Origin of the sequence: Bifidobacterium apicola (assembly GCF_042846865.1) — a bacterium.
GTDB lineage: Bacteria > Actinomycetota > Actinomycetes > Actinomycetales > Bifidobacteriaceae > Bombiscardovia > Bombiscardovia apicola.
The window spans coordinates 1,661,369-1,681,625 of record NZ_BAAFQQ010000001.1; the positions used below are offsets into that span (position 1 = coordinate 1,661,369).

The window sequence follows — 20,257 nt, forward strand, 5'->3', positions numbered from 1 at the left end:
TGCGGACCAAGCCGGCTCTACCGACCCGATGCAGGCGATTAGACCGGGGCGAGCAAGCCGGTGGCTGGTGGCACTCAGGGCCGCCTGTTGCGGACTGCTGGTTGGAGTGCTGGTGGTGCTCTACAGGCAGGGCATCGGCTACGGCACCAGGTTCGCTCGATGGGCCTACGCACAGATGCATGTCCATCCGTTGATGGTTCTTCCTTGGCTGTTGGCAGCCCTGCTGGTAGGCCTGGCTCTGGCCTGGATGGTCGGCCGGGTTCCCATGGCCTCAGGCTCAGGCATTCCGCAGGTGGAGGGAGTGGTCATCCACGGCATGCGCATGCCTGCTTTGCCTGTGCTGGGTGTGCGATTCCTGGGTGGTCTGGCCTGCGGCATGTTTGGCTTGTCTCTGGGACGGGAGGGACCCTCGGTGCAGATCGGCGCTGCCGGTTCCCAGCTGGTTTCCCGTGGACTGCGCCGTGACCGTGTGGAGGAGACCTGCCTGGTGACTTCCGGCGCTGCAGCCGGTCTGTCTGCAGCATTCAACGCGCCTCTGTCGGGGATGGTCTTCGCCCTGGAGGAAGTCCACCGGTCCTTCTCACCCATGATCCTTCTTTCGGCGGCCATGGCCTGCCTGAGCGCCGATTTCATCGCCAAGAACCGTTTCGGTCTACGCCCGGTCCTGGATTTCACAGCTCTGCCACAGCTGACTATCGCCCAGTATCTGCTGATGATCCCCTTAGGGCTGGTGGCCGGCTTGGTGGGGGCTGCAATGAACCGCCTGCTGCTGGGCGCGCAGAGCCTTTATAGCCATCTGCCCGCGAAGCTGGGGCCGGTGATCTCCCTCTTCCTGGCCTTGCCGGTCGGGTTGCTGCTGCCTGCTGCCTTGGGTGGCGGAGAGAACCTGATCGGCAAGGCGGAGTCTGTGCATGAGTTGGTCTGGTCGGTGGCCGTCAACCTTCTGGTTCTGCTTCTGGTCAAGATGCTCTTTACAGCCAGTTCTTTCGGCAGCGGTGCTCCCGGAGGCATCTTCATGCCCATCCTGGCCGTTGGCACGCTGACTGGTTCACTGTGTGGGATGGGTGCGGCCGCCCTGGGAATGCCTGTTCGGATTATTCCGGTCTGCGCGGTCTGCGCCATGGCAGGCACCCTGACGGCCTCGGTCAAGGCTCCTATAACCTCCATTCTGTTGACTGTGGAGATGTCTGGCACCCTGGTCCATATGCTCCCCGTAGCTCTTTGCGCCTTTACGGCCCTGATGGTGTCAGATCTGCTGAGCGTTCAGCCCATTTACGAGGCTCTGCTGGAGCGTTACCGTCGCGGTCATGCTCCCGACGCCCAGGTTCCCGACAGGGTCACTGTGGAGTTTCCCATCGAGCACGGCAGTCCGGCGGCTGGTCGTCTGCTGGGGCAGGTCCCCTGGCCGCACGGATGCGCCGTAGTAGGTCTGCGAAGGGGCGAGCATCGGCTGATTCCCGCAGGTGATCTGCGGCTGCTCGCTGGGGATGGAGTCATCCTGCTCTGTCCGGGCGATCGTCTGGATCAGGCCCGTCAGGTCATGGAAGGCCTCTGTCGCTGACTGGCGTTCTCTAAAGAATGGTCAGGCACTGCCCGCGGACTGCCACGGCTTGGCTGTTGCTGATGGCCACCATGGGCGCGCCGTCGCCGTAGCGGTCCAGAATTGTTCTGGTAACCTCGGCGAAAGGCTCGGAATCAAGGTGGGGGAGGAGACGGAAACCCACCAGACCCAATCCGGCGGTGGAGTCCAGATTCGGGGCGGCCGAGCGTGGATCCATGGCATCCAGGAAACCGATATCGGGACCGGTCACCACAGCGCCTGCCGATTCGCCGATGTAGGGTTTGCCCTGATCCACCTGCTGCCTGATCAGATCGGCAGCGCCTGAGCGACGCAGCTCTTGGAGCAGGAAAAAGGTGTTGCCGCCGGACAGGTAGATCAGGTCGTCTTCCTCCAGGCTGCGACGTATGGTCTCCGGATCGGCGGTCGAGACTTCCAGCTCGTCGATTCGACAGCCCATGTCGGTGAAATCTTGGCGAGCCTCCTGGACATAACTATTCGAACGCTGTGGAAGGTTGGCCGTGGGGATGAAAGCTACCGTATGATTCTTAGGAGAGCTTTGCAGAAATGCGGGCAACCTTTCAGCGGTAGCGGAGAATGAGGATGTGAGCAGCAGCCGACGCATGACGGCTCCTTTCGTGCCGGGCGGGACTTCCGCCCCGGGCGGGTCGCAAAACATAAGATCCGACCATTGCTGTCCTCAATATATCCATGCAAGGGCCACCGCATAGTGATTGACCACATGTTGGCTTGGATCTGCGGCAGGCCTTGTAGGTCCATATGCCTAGTCTGGGGGGCATGGCGAGGCAGCATCAGGAGTTCCGGCAGGGATCAGGTCAAAGCTTATCGTGCGACGTGTCAGGCGAGGATATGTTCAGCGACGATCGCTCTGATCCCGCAGCCCCAGGGGGGAGCGTCCTCTTCGCTCTGCCAGGCACCCTGGTGGATTGCGACCCGCGTCGAGCTCTGGTCGGATATTACCCTGATGGGGTGGTCGATATGGTGCTGGACCCGGATGACTCTTGGGGCTTTGCCTGCGTCGGCAGACAGATCAATCTGGGCGTGGATCCACAGCAAGCGCTGTCCGACTATGAAACCACTCACGGGCCTGCTGTCGCCTGGGTGGTCCGCGTCTGCCTGGAACACTACACCTTGGCAGTAAAGGGTCTGTTCCCTGGAGCATCGGATCTGCTGAGGGATCTGCGACGGGCTGGCCTGACTCTTTGGGGCCTGGCGGCAACGACCAGTCGGCTGATTGAAGCGACATCCGAGTCCCTTTCGCCGCTCTCCGCTCTGAAGGGTGTCCTGATCTCAGCCGAGGAGCATCTGGATCTTTCCGATCCGCTCTTCTATCGTCTGGCTCTGCGCCGTTTTGCCATCAGTCCTAGGCATACGATCTTTGTTGATGCGGATCCTGAACATGTGGCTGTAGCTGACCGACTGGGCATGGAAGGACTCGTCGCCAATGACATCCCAAGTCTGCGTCGGCTCCTTCGTCAGCGGAGCATTGCCTGCTGATCGGACGTTCAGACGATGCGGCGATCTGCGGCCCAGCGGGTCAGTTCAGTTCGGTTGGATAGCTGGAGCTTGCGCAGGACGTTGGAGACGTGGGTTTCGACCGTCTTGATGGAGATGAAAAGCTCGGAGGCTACCTCGCGGTAGGTGTAGCCGCGGGCGATCAGGCGCATGACCTCCTGCTCGCGTGCGGAGAGCCGATCCAGTTCGTCGTCTTCTGCCAAACCGGCATCTGCTGCCTCGTCCTCCTGGAAGGCGGAGAGCACGAATCCTGCCAGCTTGGGGGAGAAGACTGCGTACCCCTCGTGAACCTGGCGGATTGAGGAGACCAGATCTTTGGCGGAGATGGTCTTGGTCACGTAACCACGGGCTCCAGCGCGGATGACCGAACCCACATCCCTGGGCGAGTCGGATACGGAAAGAGCCAGAAAGACCGACCTGGGGGATAGGGGATGGGAGCGGCTGAGAATTTCTGCGCCTCCACCGCCTTGTCCACCGGGCACGTGCACATCCAGCAGGACCACATCGGGACGGGTCTGCCTGACCATGAGGATGGAGGACTCCACGTCTGCCGCCTGTCCCACGACGTGGAAATGCGGCTGCAGGGTAGTGATGACGCCGGTGCGGAACATCTCATGGTCGTCGACGACGGCCACGCGGATGCTTGCAGACCCACTGTCACGAGATTTGGGGCCATCCTTGGCTTGATGGGGCTCTTTTGCAGTCGTGGTCATGGGCGTGGTTCAGCCCGCCTTTCCCGACGCGGGGTCCTCAAGTGTGGGTGGGATCGGACCGGCATGCGTCTGTGAATGAATGGTTCACCATGCATCCTATCATTGCTGGGCCTCAGTCCCTTTTTCAGCCCGACCAGCCTTGCCTTCCTGGTGCTGGCTGGCCTCGGACAGCGGCATGTGCATCCTGACCTCGGTGCCCCAACCAGGACGGGAGACGATCTCGACCCTGCCGCCACGCCGCCGAATCCGGCCCATGATGGACTCGCGGATTCCCAGGCGATCAGCTGGAATTGCATCCATATCGAAGCCCGAACCGTGGTCGCGTACATAGACTTCAACCTGATTCCTGCGGGCCTCGCAATATACGGATACGGGTTCACCACCGTGTGTTACGGCATTGACCAGGGCCTGTCGGGCCGCGTTGAGCAGGGCATCAGTTTGGGCGCAGGGCATGGCGTCGCCCACGGTGACCACCTCGATCGGCTTGCCGGATTCGTCCTCCACCTGTGCGGCTATCTGGCTCAGTCCGGTGCTGACGGACCGGTCTGAGGGAGTGCGTTCCTGGTAGAGCCAGTTGCGTAGATCGCGCTCCTGGGATCGGGCCAGAGAGAAGACGGTATGCGAATCGTCGGCGTGCAGCTGGATCAGGGCCAGGGTCTGTAGGACGCCATCGTGCAGGTGGGCCGTCATATCGGCCCGCTCTTCCTCGCGTTCCTTCATGGCCCGTGCATCGCCCAGCTGGCTGAGGATTGAGCCTACCCAGGGCACGACCACTGCGGTCACGCCCACAAGAAGCAGGCCGGCCAGGACTATCAGGGTCAGGGCCCAATGCAGTTCCTGGGTGGAGAGCAGAAAGATCACCGCAGCAGACAGGATCAGGGCCAGGCTGCCTATCAGGGTCGGCAGGTGGTAGCCAGTTCCTTGGTTTTCCGGCCTCAGCCAGGCCAGAACCAGTCCTGCGCAGAAAAGCAGGCAGGGGACGACAAAGGCGGGGCGCATACCGCTGTTGAGCAGAAAGACCGCAGTCAGCAGAAGGATGATGCCCAGGCCTGCCAGCAGTCTGGTTATCCGCCCGGGACTGATGCCGTGATCCTCCTTCTGATCTGGCTGTTCAGTAAGGATGCTGGGCGCCAGCGGGGCTGACTTCGGGTCATTCGGTTGGACTGCCTGGGTGGGATCGCCCTGGGGGAGCGTCAACCAAAGAAAGCAGTAGACCACGCAGGTGACCATTTTGGGAGCCAGGAGAACCATGACCAGGCGTATCCAGAAGACGGGAATGCCCAGGTGCAGGCTGACGCCCTTGCAGACTCCGCACAGGATCCTGCCCTTGTGCGGCCTCATCAGGGGTATTCGCGCCGGGTGCAGAGGAGGTGGTTCCTTCAGCATTTGCTGTTCCTGCATGGGTGCGTTCATGTCTCCATTATCGTTTTCGGATGGTGCGATAAGGCAATAAGCGGAAGAAATCAGGGTCGAATCAGGGTGTTCCCCCATAAGATTTGCGCTCGTAGGGTGTTGTAATGAAGATATGAACAGCGACATGAACGGCACTGGCCCTGATAACGGCTGGCAGCGGAAGTCCGACAAGTTCTTCCGCGCCTGCAGGGAGTCCTACCTGATCCGCGACCAGGGATGGATCGGAGGCGTCTGCGTAGCCTTGGCCCGTCGGCTGGGCTGGAGCGTGACCCTAGTCAGAGCGCTGATGATTTTGGCGGTCTTTCTCTTCGGCACCGGTGCCGCCTTCTACGGTTTTGCCTGGTTCGTCTTACCGGACCGGCGTGGAGTCATTATCGCCCAGGAGCTGATTCACGGAATTTGGCACGCTTCCATGGTGGGCATCATCATTTATTGGTTGCTGGCCATCCTGATTCCTGGAGTCGGAATCTTTTCACTGGCCTTTGGTGCCCTGATCCTGTATCTCTTCATCCGGTGGAGTCGCAATAAGGCCCTGGAGTACCAAAGAGGGTACTGGGCTGGGCCGGATGCCGGCAGGCCGGTTTCCGGCGATCCTTGGGTGATGGGACCTCAGTATTCGGAACGGCCGAGTGGTGCAGGTTCGCAATGGTATCCGAATCAGCCTGAGTACCCAAGCTTTTCGGGGTATGAGGGGTACCAGGATTACACAGGGACACGAAGCAATACGCAGACAGGCAGCAATGCGAGCACAGAAGGATACAAGGACCAGCCAGGGCATTCCGATTCGTATGAAACTCGGGAACAACGAGGGGATGCGACTGCTTCCGGACATATTTTTGAGACAGCGGATTCTGCAAACGCTGCTAGGGATTCGAATAATACGCATGGCTGTGAGAATCCTGTCATCGGTGCAGCTCCCGGAGGTTGGACGGAGGCAGAGGGTTCTGCAGAACCTGCCGGGAACATGAATCAGTCATATGGATTCAGTGCCTGGCCGGGCTATGGCACAGCAGGGTCATTCTCGGCAAGGCCGGGAATAGCCTGCAAGGCTCCGTCGGTTCCGCCCCGGCTGCGACGTCGCCCCGCCGGACCTGTGCTGGTCAGTCTTTTGTCAGGACTCATCCTGGTCTCCGGAGCAGGGGTCTGGTGGATGGCCACGAACCCCTATCGCGGATTGAATGCGGCCTTGACCTATGCTCTGATTTGGGCTGGAGGCGTCACGCTGATACTTGGCGTGGTCATACTGATCCTGGGCTTGATGGGCCGCAGGTCAGGAGGATTGACCCCCATTGCCTTGATGGCCTGCCTGGTTGTCCTGATTCTGGCTGCCGGTTCGGCCATACCAGGCATTGAGCAAACCCAGAACCGCAGGATCTTGGCTGACTACTCCACAGTTCAAGTTAACGGCAACAACTATGGGCGCTTGTTGGGGGCGAACAGTGCAGACATGAGGCGTTACCGCCGCGGCACCGCGCTGGTTGGAGACCCGCAGGATCGGGGAAGTGCCGTCATTGATCTGACTGGTTTTGAGCAGGAACACGGCACCCATCGTGTTCAGATTATGGATGATGCGGTGAGCACAGTCTCAGGCTGCCCGACGGGCACCGTCCGCCTGGCTGTGGCCTATGCTGACGTTCGCCTGCTCATTCCTAAGGGATGCAGTTTGTCCTATAGGGAACACACCGACCTCTACAGGGTCTTGGGATCGGGCGCGGCTGACTGGATAACCGAGACGGAACAGGGAAACCGGATGTGGTGGGGCGATACGTCGTCATCAGCTGAACGATGCAATTGGGAGGAAGCTTTGCGAGCGTCCAAGGAGGATCAGTGGCATATGCCCGACGATCCCGAATTGATCGTCGAAGCCAATCTCATGGCCGGTGCACGGGTCACCGTGCACGCCCAGGGGAGTGCTACCCAGCCGAAGCGGGCGCAGCTCTACAGCGGCTTGATCAATGAATATTGGGATTATAGCTACAATCCATGGCAGTTTGGGGAGGATCAGGAAGATGACTGATATGCAGCAACCAGAAGGAGGCCAGCCGCTGGATCGCCAGGAGCGCGCCACCAAGGTCATGCCGGTTGAATCACCGGCACCCCCGATATACCAGGTTCGGATGCAGCCGCCGGAGCCGGTCCGTCCTAGCGGCCCCAGCCTGCCTACCATTATTTTTGGCGCCCTGGTTGGACTTTTGGCTCTGACCATGTTGGCTCTAGGATTGGTCTTTCTGCGTTACGGTACGGATCTGACCATAGTCATACCCTGGCAGCGGATTATTCCATTGATTTTTGCTGGCCTGGGCGTGGTGTTGATTGGCGCGTCTGTATTAGCCTGGCTGGCATCAGCAAGGCGCACCCGATCTGTCTCAAAAGACCAGGATATTCCAGAAGATCAGGCTGCCAAGGATGGTCAGAGACCCCAGCAAGGTCAGGGTCAGGGTCAGCCAATGGCCCGTCCCAGCAACAGCTGACTTGCCGTCAGATCGGCTGAAGATAGAGGTCAGGGTGCTCGCCAAGAGCAGGATGAGCACCAGACACAGGACGGACAACAGGGACCAGCATGATGCCATCATCGAGGACAGATGGGCCAGGCCAAGCGCCTGGCGGACCACAGTAAAGGCATAGGCCAGCAGGGCAGCCATAAGTCCTGCGGCTAGCAGGCCTAGCAACCAGAGCCGTCCGGCCAGGCCTTTGCTGAAACCTGACTGTCGGTGGTCATTGCCTCGTGCCCGCAGATGAGAGCTCAAGGCTCCAATCAGGGCAGATACAAGGGCGGCAGCCAGTAGAATGGGACCGCTGGCCATCAGGGTCAACAGGGCGGTCAACGAAGGTATCAACCCTGTATTTGTGTGCTTGGGCACTTGATTGAGCTGATGGGGCTGGCTGCCGGCAATCATAGGAGTTGACCATTGATCGGCTTTGGTGCCCAGTGATACGGCGTTGATCCAGTCTTCCAAATTATGCGTATACCTGGGTTCCAGGGGCAACCCGGCCTTGGCCAGCCGGCTGCCGGTGCGAATCTGATGGTTGGTGGGATAGTAGCGCAGGATCACGTTGTCGTTGCCGCTTGCATGAGTTCTGCGGATGATCTCGCGCGCACCCTGCTCGACTGGCATGGAGACGTCCATGGTCCCGAAGTTGATCATGACCGGCATCCGCAGCTGATCCAGGTAGGGCAAGGAGGGGAAGTCGGCGTACTCCAGACCCAGCAGGGACAGGTCCATGCCCATGAGTCGGGGTATCACATTGCGGATTCCCTTGGGCGCGCCAATCAGATCCAAGTAGCTGGTGGCCGCCATGGCCATCTGCCGTCGTCCCGGGTAGACGGGAGGCGAGGTCAGGACGGAGAAGGCGATGCTGGGGTCCTTGGCGGTCATGATGGTCGATATCCAGGTGCCCTCGGACTCGGCGTACAGACCCGTTTTGGTTGGATCCACGCCAGGCCAGGAGCGCAGACGGTCAAGGGAGCGCCCATAGTCGGCGGCCATGGCCTGATAGTCGCGGTGAAAGGTGGTGTAGGTGTCTAGACGCTTGTCCGGCACCAGGGTGGTAATGCCGGCCGAGGCCATAGCTGAAGCCAGGTCGCCATAAACTTCGGAGGATTTGCCTGTGCCGGCGCCATGGATGAACAGGCAGGCTGGTCCAGTGCCCTTTCGGTCGCTCGGCTCTCTGACAATGGCCTGGATGCGAACTCCGCCATCCAGAGTGATGCTGATTTTCTGTTCCCTGACGGGGTGGGTGCCCTCAGGGGTGGTGGTTCCAAGGCTCGAGGCGACTGCGGTGGACCGGGTCGAGACCTGCAGATGGCCACGGTAGGGTTCCACCTGCCAGTCCGGCGTCATGGCTTGGCCTAAAAGGAGCATGACCAGCAGGATGATCACGAAGGAGGCGGCGGTGAAACCCGCCCGTTTCAGCTTTTGCACCCGTCAACTCTACCCGACCGCTCGACTGGTTGCAGAGATCGACCTCATGATTGTGGTTCAGAAGGTCGATCCTGGGCCTGTTCGGCCTCGTCCAAGGTCTTAAAACCGTTCATCCGCACTGTGGCCAGGATGGTTTCCTCGGTCAAGTTGCCGCCCCGTGCCTCGATTCGGTCAACCATGGACTGATACAGATCCAGCGTCTCGGCTGAATAGGTGCCCAGTTCGCCACGCAGATAGGTCTCGAAGGAAGTGGCCTCCGGCGTGTCCTCGCTGGTGCGCAGGACCCGCATCTCCTGACCCAGACGGGGGTAGCGCTCGCGGAAGTTCTTGGCCCAGGCCACCTGTCGATCGATGATGCGCTCCTGTTGCTCCTGGCGCTCCAGGCCCAGCCTGGGCAGGTAGGGGGCAATGCTCTTGTGGTACTGCTCCGGGGCGGTGGATTCCATCATCCGCCCGTACTTTTCAGTCAGCAGGTTGCGCCCCTGTGTGTCAGCCTGATCCAGATCGTCCGCATAACTGGCCAGCAGGGGATGCGGCCAGGTCAGAAACTGGCTCAGGCGCATCTGGTGGAACATGGGCCAGTTGCCCTGACAGTTGGCTGGCCCGCCTTCGTTGTTTACCTGCTGGAACTGTGCCCATTCGTGGCGGACGATCCGCTCACGCAGGGACTCGTCATCCTGGCACTGCTCGTCGTTTGTCATCCTTGGCTCCTTTCAGATGCTGTGCAGAACCGGATCGTCGCTGGAAATGTGAGCCTCGACATAGGGGCGCTGCCATTCCAGGAAGGTCTCAGGGCTGTTGGTCAAGCCCTCCGCTTGCAACTCTTCTACGATTCTTGCGCAGATTGACTCCACAAGTTTGGTGACGCGTCCGGCAGCAGGTCGGGCTCCCTTGCCGCCTTCGCCAAAGCCATGCCCACCGTAACAGGCCGCCGAGGCCAGGCGCAGGATGTCTTCCAGCTGCTCGGTCAGGTCGGCCAGTCTGGTGGCCATTCGCCCGCTCAGTCGCCGTAAGGCCGCGAAGGTCCACTTGTAATAGGGCAGATAGCCGACTGTCAACGGGTTGTTGATCAGAAAGATCAGAGAGGCGCAGGCTTTGACGAATTCGTTGATCGACAGCATTGCCGCAGCCCCATCGCCCCGATTTAGGCTCCGCGGCAGGTTGTACTGTCCCGCCTGGGCGATCATGCCCAAGCGACGGGAGATCAGACAGAAGCGCACGTCGTCGGGCATAGCCTTGAACCCCTGCCGGGCGGCCAGCATCTGTCCCAGAGGATCCGCGAAGATCTTGCCATTGGTCGCCGCCGCCAGCGTGGCCTCGTCCAGGAGCAGCCACTCGTGGGGGTGATCTTCCGGGGGCGCCTGCCGGTAGCCGGTCAGAGATTCGAAAAAGGCGCCGATCTCGAAAACGCCCACGCGTCGGTTGGCCCCCTTGGCTCTGACGCTGTCGGTTCGCGACCCGAACCCCATGAATTCGGCGGGCAGGGCCTCATAGTCCTTCTGCAGCTGGTCGCCGATGGCCTGATAATCCTCACTGGTCAGCCACAGGCAGAAGCCGGGGCCGAAATCATGGTCTCGGGAGGTGACATCGTCAAAGCCGTAGCAGTCTGAGCCATGGCCCATCAGGCCCACGGCGATCCGGTTGCGATATTGGGGGTAGCGTTCCGCCAGCATGGGACGGCCCACTTGCTCCCAGTAGGCCTTGGCCAGGTCCAGCCCTTGAATATCCGGGCGGGAGTCATGCTGATCGTTGTCATTGCTGCGATTGCCGGCCGGTGGCCGGCCTGAGCCGGTACTCGGCTGGCTGGATGCAGGTGCGTCGGCCTGGTTGGATTGGTCCTTGTCCCTGTTTTTCTCAGCAGCGGCCTGGGCCTGGTCCAGATTGGCCTTGGTGATCTGGTAGTAGTCGCTGCCCTTGCCGTACCGATCCTCAATGATGGCCAAGGCCTTGCGGTAGGTGTCTGCCGACTGGCTGAACCGTCCGGTCATATAGCAGACCTGGGCGAAGCCCGCTAGGGCCGAGGCATAGTGTGCGCTGTTCTCCAGGTGGCCGGTTCGATAGATGCCCAAGGCTGTGCGAGCCTGGTCCCAGGCCTCTTGCAAGGCCTGCGGGCTGTCGTTGCGCTGCATGAGCAGGAGGGCCAGATTGGTGTGGGTGGTGGCCAGATCCAGGTCCCGGGAAGGATCGGTGCTGGAATCTTCCAGGATGCCCATGGCCTGGCGCAGCTCCTGTTCAGCCTGGTCGGGCCGGTCGGTTTCGCTGTAGAGCATGGAAAGGTTGTTGTGCAGGGCTGCCAGCCTCCGGTCCTTGGGGCCAAGGGTTTTGGCTGCAGAGGCAAGTGCCTGCCGGTAGAGGTCTTCAGCCTGGTCGTACTTCTTGGCCGCCCGCAGTCCTGTGGCCGCATTGATCAGGGTGGTCGTCCAGGCCTCGGATCCTTCGATGCGCATGCGAGTGGCCAGCTCGATGGCGCGTTGGATCATCCACATGTTCTCCTGGTGGCGGCCTTGGGACCGATAGAATCCCATGGTTTCGTTAAGCACGGTCAGCAGTCCGGCATCGTCGCCTGCATTCTCCGCATCCACCAGCGCCTGTTGCAGGTAGGGCTCAGCCTCGTCGCGGGCCTTGCCGGCGTTGAAGATGGCGTCCAGACCATCCAGGAAGGCTTGGGTGTCGAAGCCGTTGTTAGCATTCGTATGAGCCGGGCCATCGTGATAGGTCTGGTCTACTTGTCCACTCTCTTGCATTCGGTCTCCAACTCGTTTCATGATGTGCTCGCCATTAAAACCACTAGTACTATCGTAGGCTTTGAAAAGCTTGCAGGGCGCGGCGACTGTGATGAAATTCGCTGTTTTGATGATTGAGAAAGCTATAATTAAAACCTTGTCAGATGGTGGATTATGGAAAATTCGGCAAGCCCTTAAAGGGACTCCCGATTGATAAGCCGCATGTGCAATATTTTTGTGCTGGGCTCTTCTCCGTTAATCATGGCCAAGGCAAGTTGAGCAGCCACGCGCCCTTCTTCAAGCAAGGGCTGATGGATCGTGGTCAGTCTTGGTTTTATTCGCGCAGCTATAGGATGATCGTCGTAACCTATTACAGAGACATCGTCAGGTACGCTGAGATTCCTGGAGGCAAGGGCAGCAATAGCTCCTGCGGCTATGCGGTCGGAGCCGGCCAAGAGCCCGTCAATGGATATATCGAGATCGAGCAAGTGGCTTATTGCGGAATAACCTGATGACTCATCCCACCCCGTATATACGATTCGACTTTCGTCAAGGCCTGCTCCGTATACTGATCGGTACCCTTCCAGGCGATCTGGCACTGCTGGATTATCTGCAGGCCCCAGAATGATGGCGATTTGTTTTCTTCCTCGTTTCTGCATTGCTTTCGCTGCCATGGCTGCACCTTCGACATCGTCGGAATAGACGTTCGAAAAGACCGTGGTGTAAGGGTTATTCTGCAGCTGCCCGCACAGAACGGCTGGAAGATGCTGATTCTGTATGGATTTCAAAAGTTCCATTCCTTCGTATGGGGAGATGTTGATAACCGCGTCGACCGTATGTTGTTCTAAATGTGTTTGAACTCGTTTACGTTCAAAAGCGGAAGAGGCCTGCATGAGTACAGGCAAATACGAGGTGTGCGAAAGCTCTTCGGATATTCCGCGCAGGAAGGCACCATAGGTAGGATCGGAGAGCAGTTCGTCAAGCGGTTCGGTAATCAGAATGGATATGGTTTCCGAACGTCCAATAGCCAGGGCCCTGCCTTGTGCGTTAGCAACGAAACCGAGCGCCCGTGCAGCATCTTTGACGCGCTGCGTGGTTTGTCTGCTTATACGTTTTGAACCATTCAGGGCTCGCGAAGCTGTGGAGCGAGAAACACCTGCCTTTTGAGCTACATCATGCAGAGTGATCCGTTTGCTACCCCGAATTAAGCCCATGTGACCTTCTCTTTTATATGACGTTTGTTGATATTGTATCTGCCGGTCATCGATGCCGATGGTAAAGGCATTTCACTCTGCATCGATACAGAATATCCAGGGTGGTTATCTTGCGGCCGAGCAATCAGCAGAAATACAACCGGTTGCACAATTGTCAAAGATGACGTATCGTTGCAGACAACCGGTTGCACAATAGCAGCGCCTGTCGCAAAGGAGCGTATAGATGGGAACAATTAACGACTGGGAAAACCAAGAACTGACATCAAGGAATCGTTTGCCTGCTCATGCATACTTCTTTGGCTATAAAAGCAGGGAACTGGCCAGCACGATGTCGCGCGAACTATCCCAGGGGTTCATGGATTTAACGGGCCAATGGCAGTTTCGGCTGTTCGACGGACCTGGTCGGGTGACTTTGGAGGATTTGTCCAAATTCAATGCTGACTGGGACAAAATAGATGTGCCTCATATGTGGCAGGCAGATGGATACGGCAAGTTCCAATACACTGATGAACTTTATCCCTTCCCAGTCGATCCTCCGAAGGTGGCATCCGCAAATCCTACTGGTGTGTATGTTCGAACGGTTGATATCGACATGCCAGCCGATGGGTATCGAACCATCCTCAGGTTTGATGGTGTGGAAAGTTACGCAGAACTCTACCTGAACGGCCGCTATGTGGGCATGACTAAAGGGTCGCGTCTTTCAGCCGAGTTCGATATCACCGATTTCCTCCTGGACGGAGAGAACTTGATTGCGATCAAGGTCCTCCAATTCTGTGATGGCACCTACTTGGAAGATCAGGATATGTGGTGGGCAAGCGGAATCTTCCGCGATCTTTATTTACTGGAAAGACCAGTGCAGGGACTCGTTGATTTCTTTGTGCACACCCACCGTACGGAGGAGGGCAATGCAGAGGTGACTCTCGATTTGGCCGATTCTCCGGCAGACAAGGTTGTGTGGACCATTGCGCAGGGAGATAAAGTCATATCGTCCGCTGATGCTGTTCCGGGAACCTCTACCAGCGTCACCTTGGATCACCCGGTTTTCTGGAATCCAGAGGCACCTTATCTGTACCGGATGATGCTCTGTGTGCAATGCGGAAACGAGACTGTTGAATATGTTCCACATCGCCTCGGGCTGTCGGAAGTGACCATTGCTGACGGGCGGATGCTGCTCAACGGCTCGTACTTCAAAATGAACGGCGTCAATCGTCATGATTTCGATGACAGACATGGCAGAGCGGTGGGCATGCCTAGAGTTCGCCGAGATCTTGAGCTCATGAAGCAGCACAACATAAATGCCGTACGAACCTCGCATTATCCCAATGACCCGCGGTTTTATGAGTTGTGCGATCAGATCGGCCTCATGGTGCTGGCTGAAACCGATATGGAGACCAACGGATTCGACGATGTGGGTCAAATTAATCGATTGACCGATGATCCTCAGTGGCGTATTCCATACGTCGACCGGATTACACGGTTGGTAAAGCAAGAGCGGAATCACGCTTCGATTGTGATTTGGTCGATGGGCAATGAATCCGGTTACGGTTGCAATATCGATTCAATGGTCAAGCGTTGCAAGGAGATCGATCCCTACCGTCCGACCCATTATGAAGAGGACAGGAACGCAGATAGCGTTGACGTGATTTCAACCATGTATTCGCGTGTGAGCCAGATGAACGACTTTGGCGAACACCCTAATCCCAAACCAAGAATCATCTGTGAATATGGGCACTCCATGGGCAATGGTCCCGGCGGATTGAGCGAGTACCAGGCAGTGCTGGACAAGTGGGATTGCATTCAAGGGCACTTCATTTGGGAATGGGGCGATCAAGGGCTGCGGCAGAAGGACGCACAGGGGCGCTCATTCTATGCGTATGGCGGAGATTTTGGCGATTATCCCAATAGCGGTCATTTCTGCATTGATGGCATGGTCTTTCCCTGGCAGGAACCTGGGCCCGGGCTTGAAGAGTACAAGCAGGTCATCTGTCCTGTGTCTGTCAGCTACGATCATGGCAAGCTGCTTGTGAAGAACAAGCGGTTCTTCACAGATCTGAGCGATATCGAACTGGAGCTGGCAACCCTATACGATGGCCGTGAGGCTTTCACTGAACATGTTCAGCCAGGACCCCTTGCCCCTAGCGAGACTAAGTCGATTCCAGTTCGAATCAAGACTGCCCCAGTGGGGGAAACCCGTTTGTCTGTGCGAGTAATATCCACCAAATCCCATAGCTGGGCGCCGGCCATGTTCCAGATTGGAATCTATCAGTTTGATATTCAGAACGTTGCCGTTCCGCCCCTTGCTGCACCGAAATCAAAACCTGTCGAAGTCAGGGATGGGGCTGATTCAATCGAGGTGCAGACGCAAAAGAGTGCGATGCTCTTCGACAAAGCCACAGGCGAACTGAGAAAATGGAGTCGAGACGGCAAGGACTTGCTGGTTTCTCCCGTTCGCCTGGGATTCTGGACGCCCCTGATCGATAACCATCAGCAGGAGTTCGACTCGATCTGGATGTCCAAGAATATTCAGATAATGCAGACGGTGGTCGGAGGAATCTCATCTTCCCAGGACGGCGGACATGCCTTGGTCCGTGTGGAGGAACGAATAGCGCCTCCCTCCTACGATTTCGGCATGAATGTAATCCTGACCTATTGCATTCGGCCTGAGGGGCGTCTGGAAGTGCGGGCTCAAGGCACTCCCTATGGGAATTACCATGACATTATTCCCCGAGTGGGCATATCCATGGAGCTGCCTGGTGACTGTCGTCAAGTCGAGTGGTATGGACGGGGGCCGGGTGAGAATTATCCGGATTCAAAAACGGCCAATGTCATTGGCAGGTGGTCCACGGATGTGGATTCCATGTTCACGCCCTATGTGTTTCCGCAGGATTGCGCCAACAGAGGTGATGTGCGTTGGGTTGCGCTGACGAATCATCGTGGGAACGGCCTCCTGGTAACACGGCCATCCAACAGTGCTGAGCATCCTTTCTCATTCTCCGCTTGGCCTTACAAGAGCGAGGACATCGATCAGGCTCGGCACACGACTGATCTGCAAAAGCGATCTTCAGTCACTTTGAACATCAATGAGAAAGTGCTGGGTCTGGGTTCCAATTCATGGGGCTCCGAAGTACTCGACAAGTACCGTATTCGCTTCGAATCGTTTGATTTCACGTTCTCGTTGCGACCACTCTATGAAGATGACCTTACGTCGGCGCTGACGAATTTCGAGGAGGATTGACCGGTATGTATCTTTTCAAGACGCGGTCCTATTTTGACAAGGCCACTGGTGCAGCCAAGAAGTGGGCCAGATCTCAGGAAGCGTTGACCAAAGCGCCGGGGCTTCTTCAAAACGTCGCTTATTCCGTGGGGGACTCGGTGACGTACTGGTGGGATTCGGCGACAAGTTTGTCAAGCGCGGATTTCATCGGTCACAGACGGTATTTCACCGTTTTGGCCAGCATGGATTTTGATTTTACGGTCGAGATCGCACAGAAAAGTCGCCTTTCTGTCTCCTGCCAGTATGACGACCTTTCAGACAGGGAGCTGTTCCACGGTTCGGGAGACAAAATCACCGTCGAAGGGGGACAGATCCTTGTCTGCGATATTGATGAAGCGGTCAGGATAATTCCTGGCTCACAGGCACACGTCAATGTCCTGCACGTCACCATTGAGGATCTGTAAACGATGCATCCTTTCTTTTCAGTCAAGAAGTCGCCATTCGACCTTGCAGCGACTATCGAATCACTTTCATACATTAATAAGGAGCTAAATCATGAGTGCTGAGAAACGAGCCACAATAGGGCAGGTAGCACTGCTTGGCATGACTGTTTCTGCCGTTTTCGGCATTAAGAACGTCATCAACAACAATGTGGCTATCGGTTTGAGCGCCGCCCCTGCGTTTTTCATTGCCACTGTTTTGTATTTTGTACCGTTTACTCTGGTCATAGCCGAGTTTGTGTCCTTGAATAAGGACTCGGAATCCGGCGTTTATCAATGGGTGAAGACGTCCATGGGAGGGTCATGGGCCTTTTTGACGGCTTTTTGCTATTGGTTCGTCAACCTGTTCTACTTCGCTTCCATACTTCCGAACATCATCATCTATGCCTCATTCCTTTTCTTCGGCGAGAACAGACAGATGAGCCAATTCTGGATTACAGTGACGGAGATCGTTATTTTCGCTATCGCAACCTGGGTTTCGACTAAAGGGGCAAAGTGGATCGGAAATATCTCTTCCTTCGGAGCTATGGCGGCTCTTGGTCTGACGGTTTTATTCATCCTTCTCTCTGTAGGCTCGCTGATTGGCGGAGTTAAACCCGCCACCCCCATCAATGCCTCCACCCTTTCCCCTGATCTGAGCACGTTTGCCACAACCTGGGCATTCCTCGGAACACTGGCTTGGATCATCCAGGGTGTAGGCGGCGCTGAGTCCGTCGGCGTGTTTGTCAATGATCTCAAGGGGGGAGTCAAGGCATTCGTCCGCACTATCATCATCGCAGGCCTGGTAATAGGACTGCTGTATGCAGGTGCATCAATCGTCATGAATATCTTCGTGCCTGTGGGCAAGCTTGATCTGTCGACTGGCATCTTCACCGTGATGGGTGCCGTTGGACAATGGGTAGGTATTTCGGCCCCGGTCGTGAAGCGTATCGTCGGCCTAATTCTGCTGGCTGCCACCTTGGGATCTTTGATGATGTGGACCTCCGCGCCTGTCAAGGTTTTCTTCTCTGAGATTCCCAGCGGTATCTTCGGCGGCAAGATTATCGAGTTGAACAAACAAGGCATTCCTTGGCGTGCAGCGTGGCTCCAGTTTGCAATTGTGGTTCCGATTCTGATCATTCCTGCCTTGGGCTCCAATAACGTCAACGAATTGCTGCAGATTGTCATCAATATGACTGCAGCCACGGCCTTGATTCCGCCTCTGCTGATTCTTCTGGCCTATTTCATGCTCAGGCTGAAGTTCGATGGTGTCGAGCGTTCCTTCAAGATGGGAAACAGGACGTTTGGATTGACTATTTCCGTTTTCCTGCTTTGCGTCTTCGCCTTTGTCTTTGTAGCGGGCACCATTCCGCTTGGCCAGCCCCTCTGGTTGACACTGGTTTATAATGTGGGTGGCGTAGTCGTCTTCATAGGGCTTGCCATGCTCTGGTACATGCGGTATATAAACAAGTTGAAGAAAGAGGACCCGGAGGCTGCCTCTGAAGAATTGCGCCCCACCGCTGATAGCATGCTGGAACAAAATTCGTGACTGGCTGATTATTTTTCCGGTTAGGCATATGTCATCGGTGTAAAAGAGAAGGGGGAGACGATGCTCGTCTCCCCCTTCTTGCTTGTCGGGGTAGGGGGATTTGAACCCCCGGCCTCTTCGTCCCGAACGAAGCGCGCTACCAAGCTGCGCTATACCCCGTGACAACGTTCTATATAGTACACGTACCGTCGGCCAAACACCATCGTCTGCGCGGCGCGGCCATTCAGCCGCTTGCCATTAGGCGGCAACCGGGATCAAGTACCGGCTCATGCGTAAAATAGCGATTTATGAATGACTCATCGGAAGAAACCCCTCGTCTGACGACGGTCGAGCGTGCTCAAGCACTGCTTGACCAGGATATGGCCATTACGGAGAAGATCGATCAGGGCGCCCAGTTGGATGACGCCATTGATCCCGGCAACCTGGCGGACGGCCCTGAAAGCCATCCCGAACAGGTGCGCATGCGTGTAGCCAAAAGGGCTCTCATGCTTAAGGAAGGCATTGAGCCCTATCCGGTCCATCTGGATGTGACGGATCGCATCGAGGACGTGCGCCGCAAGTATCAGGACCGCCTTGAGCCAGGCCAGGAGACTGAGGATGTGGTTGGCATCGCCGGCAGGGTCCTCTTCCTGCGCAACGGCGGCGGACTCTGCTTCGTCCAGCTGGCGGCGGGCGACGGCACCCGAATCCAGGGCATGATCTCCAAGCGTGAGATCGGCGCCGATTCGCTGAAGCGGTTCAAGCAGCTGGTCGATTTGGGCGATCACCTCTACCTGCGCGGCCGCGTGGTTGCATCCAAGACTGGTGAGCTCTCCGTCTTCGCTACCGAGTGGAACATCGCAGCCAAAGCTTTGCAGCCACTGCCGGCCCTTCATAAAGAGCTGACCGAGGAGCAGCGCACCCGCAAGCCCTACCTGGCAATGATCGCGGATGAGGATGTGCGGGCCATGGTCCGCCGCCGCTCCAAGGCCGTCTCCTCGCTGAGGCGCACCTTTGATGACCACGACTTCATGGAGGTCGAGACCCCCATGCTTCAGACTGTGCATGGCGGCGCTGCGGCCCGTCCATTCACCACGCATATGAACGCCTTCGACATCGACCTCTACCTGCGCATAGCCCCTGAACTCTTCCTCAAGCGCTGCTTGGTTGGCGGCATTGAGCGGGTCTTCGAGATAAACCGCGACTTCCGCAATGAGGGCGTGGATGCCACCCATGCCCCGGAGTTCACCATGTTGGAGGCCTATCAGGCTTACGGCACCTATGACACCATCGGGGAGCTGACCAAGGAGCTGATCCAGAAGGCGGCTATGGCCACGGCTGGATCGCTCAAGGTGACCCTGCAGGATGGCAGCCAGTATGACTTCGGCGGCGATTGGCACCAAATCAGCATGTATGAGTCCCTTTCCGAGTCCCTAGGTGAGGAGATTACCCCACAGACCAGCGTGGACCATCTGCGGACCATCGCTGACAAACTGGGCCTGGAGGAGGAGCCGGCCGAGAACCACGGCAAGCTGGTCGAGCACCTCTGGGAGCATTTCTGGCAGGACAAGCTGTATGAGCCGACCTTCGTGCGTGATTTTCCGGTTGAAACCTCGCCCCTGGTCAAGGCCCATCGCACCAAGCCGGGCGTGGTCGAGAAATGGGACCTTTACGTTCGCGGATTCGAGCTGGCCACAGGCTACTCAGAGCTCAACGATCCTGTGGTCCAGCGGCAGCGGTTCGTCGAGCAGGCCAAGATGGCCAGCCACGGCGACGACGAGGCCATGGACATCGACGAGGACTTCCTGGAGGCTCTGGGCGTGGGCATGCCTCCCGCTGGCGGCATGGGCATGGGCATCGATCGTCTGCTGATCGCCCTTACCGGGGCATCCATCCGTGAGACCATCACCTTCCCTCTGGTCAAGCCGCTGGTCTGAAGTGATGGCAGGGGAGCAG

At 57.6% G+C, this 20,257-nt stretch carries 14 protein-coding genes and 1 tRNA gene; 7 read left to right on the forward strand and 8 right to left on the reverse strand.

The genetic code is table 11. The annotated features are described in order from the left end of the window. Positions 1–28 precede the first annotated feature (28 nt). Positions 29–1,561: a ClC family H(+)/Cl(-) exchange transporter gene (locus tag ACGG9J_RS06895; RefSeq protein WP_390135339.1), complete on the forward strand. Its 1,533-nt coding sequence runs from the start codon at positions 29–31 to the stop codon at positions 1,559–1,561. A 10-nt stretch (positions 1,562–1,571) separates the two neighbouring features. On the opposite strand, the gene ACGG9J_RS06900 is transcribed toward ACGG9J_RS06895, so the two are convergent. Further along, on the reverse strand, positions 1,572–2,237 hold the full coding sequence (locus tag ACGG9J_RS06900) for a Type 1 glutamine amidotransferase-like domain-containing protein (RefSeq protein ID WP_390134802.1): 666 nt from the start codon (positions 2,235–2,237) through the stop codon (positions 1,572–1,574). A 191-nt stretch (positions 2,238–2,428) separates the two neighbouring features. Here ACGG9J_RS06900 and ACGG9J_RS06905 point away from each other — a divergent pair, with 191 nt between their 5' ends. Beyond that, a complete protein-coding gene (locus ACGG9J_RS06905; protein ID WP_390134804.1) occupies positions 2,429–3,076 on the forward strand; it encodes an HAD family hydrolase in 648 nt (215 codons plus the stop codon). An 8-nt stretch (positions 3,077–3,084) separates the two neighbouring features. Here the strand turns inward: ACGG9J_RS06905 and ACGG9J_RS06910 are convergent, their stop codons facing one another. Both ACGG9J_RS06910 and ACGG9J_RS06915 read right to left on the reverse strand, forming a co-directional pair. Next, a complete protein-coding gene (locus ACGG9J_RS06910) occupies positions 3,085–3,705 on the reverse strand; it encodes a LuxR C-terminal-related transcriptional regulator (protein WP_390135340.1) in 621 nt (206 codons plus the stop codon). 201 nt (positions 3,706–3,906) lie between these two features. After that, positions 3,907–5,193: a PspC domain-containing protein gene (locus tag ACGG9J_RS06915; RefSeq protein ID WP_390135341.1), complete on the reverse strand. Its 1,287-nt coding sequence runs from the start codon at positions 5,191–5,193 to the stop codon at positions 3,907–3,909. Between the two features lie 139 nt (positions 5,194–5,332). Here ACGG9J_RS06915 and ACGG9J_RS06920 point away from each other — a divergent pair, with 139 nt between their 5' ends. Then, positions 5,333–7,237, forward strand: a complete 1,905-nt coding sequence (locus tag ACGG9J_RS06920) for a PspC domain-containing protein (protein ID WP_390134806.1) — start codon at positions 5,333–5,335, stop codon at positions 7,235–7,237. 349 nt (positions 7,238–7,586) lie between these two features. Here the strand turns inward: ACGG9J_RS06920 and ACGG9J_RS06925 are convergent, their stop codons facing one another. From ACGG9J_RS06925 to ACGG9J_RS06940, 4 genes are all read right to left on the reverse strand, one after another. Continuing rightward, the gene (locus tag ACGG9J_RS06925; protein WP_390134808.1) at positions 7,587–9,143 is read right to left on the reverse strand and encodes an alpha/beta hydrolase family protein; all 1,557 of its coding nucleotides are present in this window, start codon (positions 9,141–9,143) and stop codon (positions 7,587–7,589) included. A 44-nt stretch (positions 9,144–9,187) separates the two neighbouring features. Next, on the reverse strand, positions 9,188–9,844 hold the full coding sequence (locus tag ACGG9J_RS06930) for a DUF4125 family protein (RefSeq protein ID WP_390134810.1): 657 nt from the start codon (positions 9,842–9,844) through the stop codon (positions 9,188–9,190). Positions 9,845–9,856: 12 nt separating this feature from the next. Then, on the reverse strand, positions 9,857–11,887 hold the full coding sequence (locus ACGG9J_RS06935; protein ID WP_390134812.1) for a DUF4037 domain-containing protein: 2,031 nt from the start codon (positions 11,885–11,887) through the stop codon (positions 9,857–9,859). A gap of 173 nt (positions 11,888–12,060) precedes the next feature. Further along, positions 12,061–13,080, reverse strand: coding sequence for a LacI family DNA-binding transcriptional regulator (locus ACGG9J_RS06940; RefSeq protein ID WP_390134814.1), 1,020 nt, complete (start codon positions 13,078–13,080; stop codon positions 12,061–12,063). Between the two features lie 223 nt (positions 13,081–13,303). On the opposite strand from ACGG9J_RS06940, the gene ACGG9J_RS06945 reads away from it, so the two are divergent. The 3 genes from ACGG9J_RS06945 (at position 13,304) to ACGG9J_RS06955 (ending at position 18,322) form a co-directional block, all read left to right on the forward strand. After that, positions 13,304–16,315 carry a glycoside hydrolase family 2 TIM barrel-domain containing protein gene (locus ACGG9J_RS06945; RefSeq protein ID WP_390134816.1) on the forward strand — a complete coding sequence of 1,004 codons (3,012 nt, stop codon included), beginning with the start codon at positions 13,304–13,306 and terminating at the stop codon, positions 16,313–16,315. A 5-nt stretch (positions 16,316–16,320) separates the two neighbouring features. After that, positions 16,321–16,758, forward strand: coding sequence for a hypothetical protein (locus tag ACGG9J_RS06950; RefSeq protein WP_390134818.1), 438 nt, complete (start codon positions 16,321–16,323; stop codon positions 16,756–16,758). Between the two features lie 91 nt (positions 16,759–16,849). Further along, a complete protein-coding gene (locus tag ACGG9J_RS06955) occupies positions 16,850–18,322 on the forward strand; it encodes an amino acid permease (RefSeq protein ID WP_390134820.1) in 1,473 nt (490 codons plus the stop codon). A gap of 85 nt (positions 18,323–18,407) precedes the next feature. Here the strand turns inward: ACGG9J_RS06955 and ACGG9J_RS06960 are convergent. Then, positions 18,408–18,481, reverse strand: a tRNA-Pro gene (locus ACGG9J_RS06960). Positions 18,482–18,609: 128 nt separating this feature from the next. Between ACGG9J_RS06960 and lysS the strand changes: the two genes are divergently transcribed. Beyond that, positions 18,610–20,238, forward strand: coding sequence for a lysine--tRNA ligase (lysS, locus tag ACGG9J_RS06965; RefSeq protein ID WP_390134822.1), 1,629 nt, complete (start codon positions 18,610–18,612; stop codon positions 20,236–20,238). The last annotated feature ends 19 nt before the right edge of the window (positions 20,239–20,257 follow it).

Excerpts from the sequence above, each read along its gene's own strand:
- ACGG9J_RS06895 (WP_390135339.1), top strand. The coding sequence starts at position 29 with ATGCAGGCGATTAGACCGGGGCGAGCAAGCCGGTGGCTGGTGGCACTC.
- ACGG9J_RS06900 (WP_390134802.1), bottom strand. The coding sequence starts at position 2,237 with ATGTTTTGCGACCCGCCCGGGGCGGAAGTCCCGCCCGGCACGAAAGGA.
- ACGG9J_RS06905 (WP_390134804.1), top strand. The coding sequence starts at position 2,429 with ATGTTCAGCGACGATCGCTCTGATCCCGCAGCCCCAGGGGGGAGCGTC.
- ACGG9J_RS06910 (WP_390135340.1), bottom strand. The coding sequence starts at position 3,705 with ATGTTCCGCACCGGCGTCATCACTACCCTGCAGCCGCATTTCCACGTC.
- ACGG9J_RS06915 (WP_390135341.1), bottom strand. The coding sequence starts at position 5,193 with ATGCTGAAGGAACCACCTCCTCTGCACCCGGCGCGAATACCCCTGATG.
- ACGG9J_RS06920 (WP_390134806.1), top strand. The coding sequence starts at position 5,333 with ATGAACAGCGACATGAACGGCACTGGCCCTGATAACGGCTGGCAGCGG.
- ACGG9J_RS06930 (WP_390134810.1), bottom strand. The coding sequence starts at position 9,844 with ATGACAAACGACGAGCAGTGCCAGGATGACGAGTCCCTGCGTGAGCGG.
- ACGG9J_RS06935 (WP_390134812.1), bottom strand. The coding sequence starts at position 11,887 with ATGCAAGAGAGTGGACAAGTAGACCAGACCTATCACGATGGCCCGGCT.
- ACGG9J_RS06940 (WP_390134814.1), bottom strand. The coding sequence starts at position 13,080 with ATGGGCTTAATTCGGGGTAGCAAACGGATCACTCTGCATGATGTAGCT.
- ACGG9J_RS06945 (WP_390134816.1), top strand. The coding sequence starts at position 13,304 with ATGGGAACAATTAACGACTGGGAAAACCAAGAACTGACATCAAGGAAT.
- ACGG9J_RS06950 (WP_390134818.1), top strand. The coding sequence starts at position 16,321 with ATGTATCTTTTCAAGACGCGGTCCTATTTTGACAAGGCCACTGGTGCA.
- ACGG9J_RS06955 (WP_390134820.1), top strand. The coding sequence starts at position 16,850 with ATGAGTGCTGAGAAACGAGCCACAATAGGGCAGGTAGCACTGCTTGGC.
- lysS (WP_390134822.1), top strand. The coding sequence starts at position 18,610 with ATGAATGACTCATCGGAAGAAACCCCTCGTCTGACGACGGTCGAGCGT.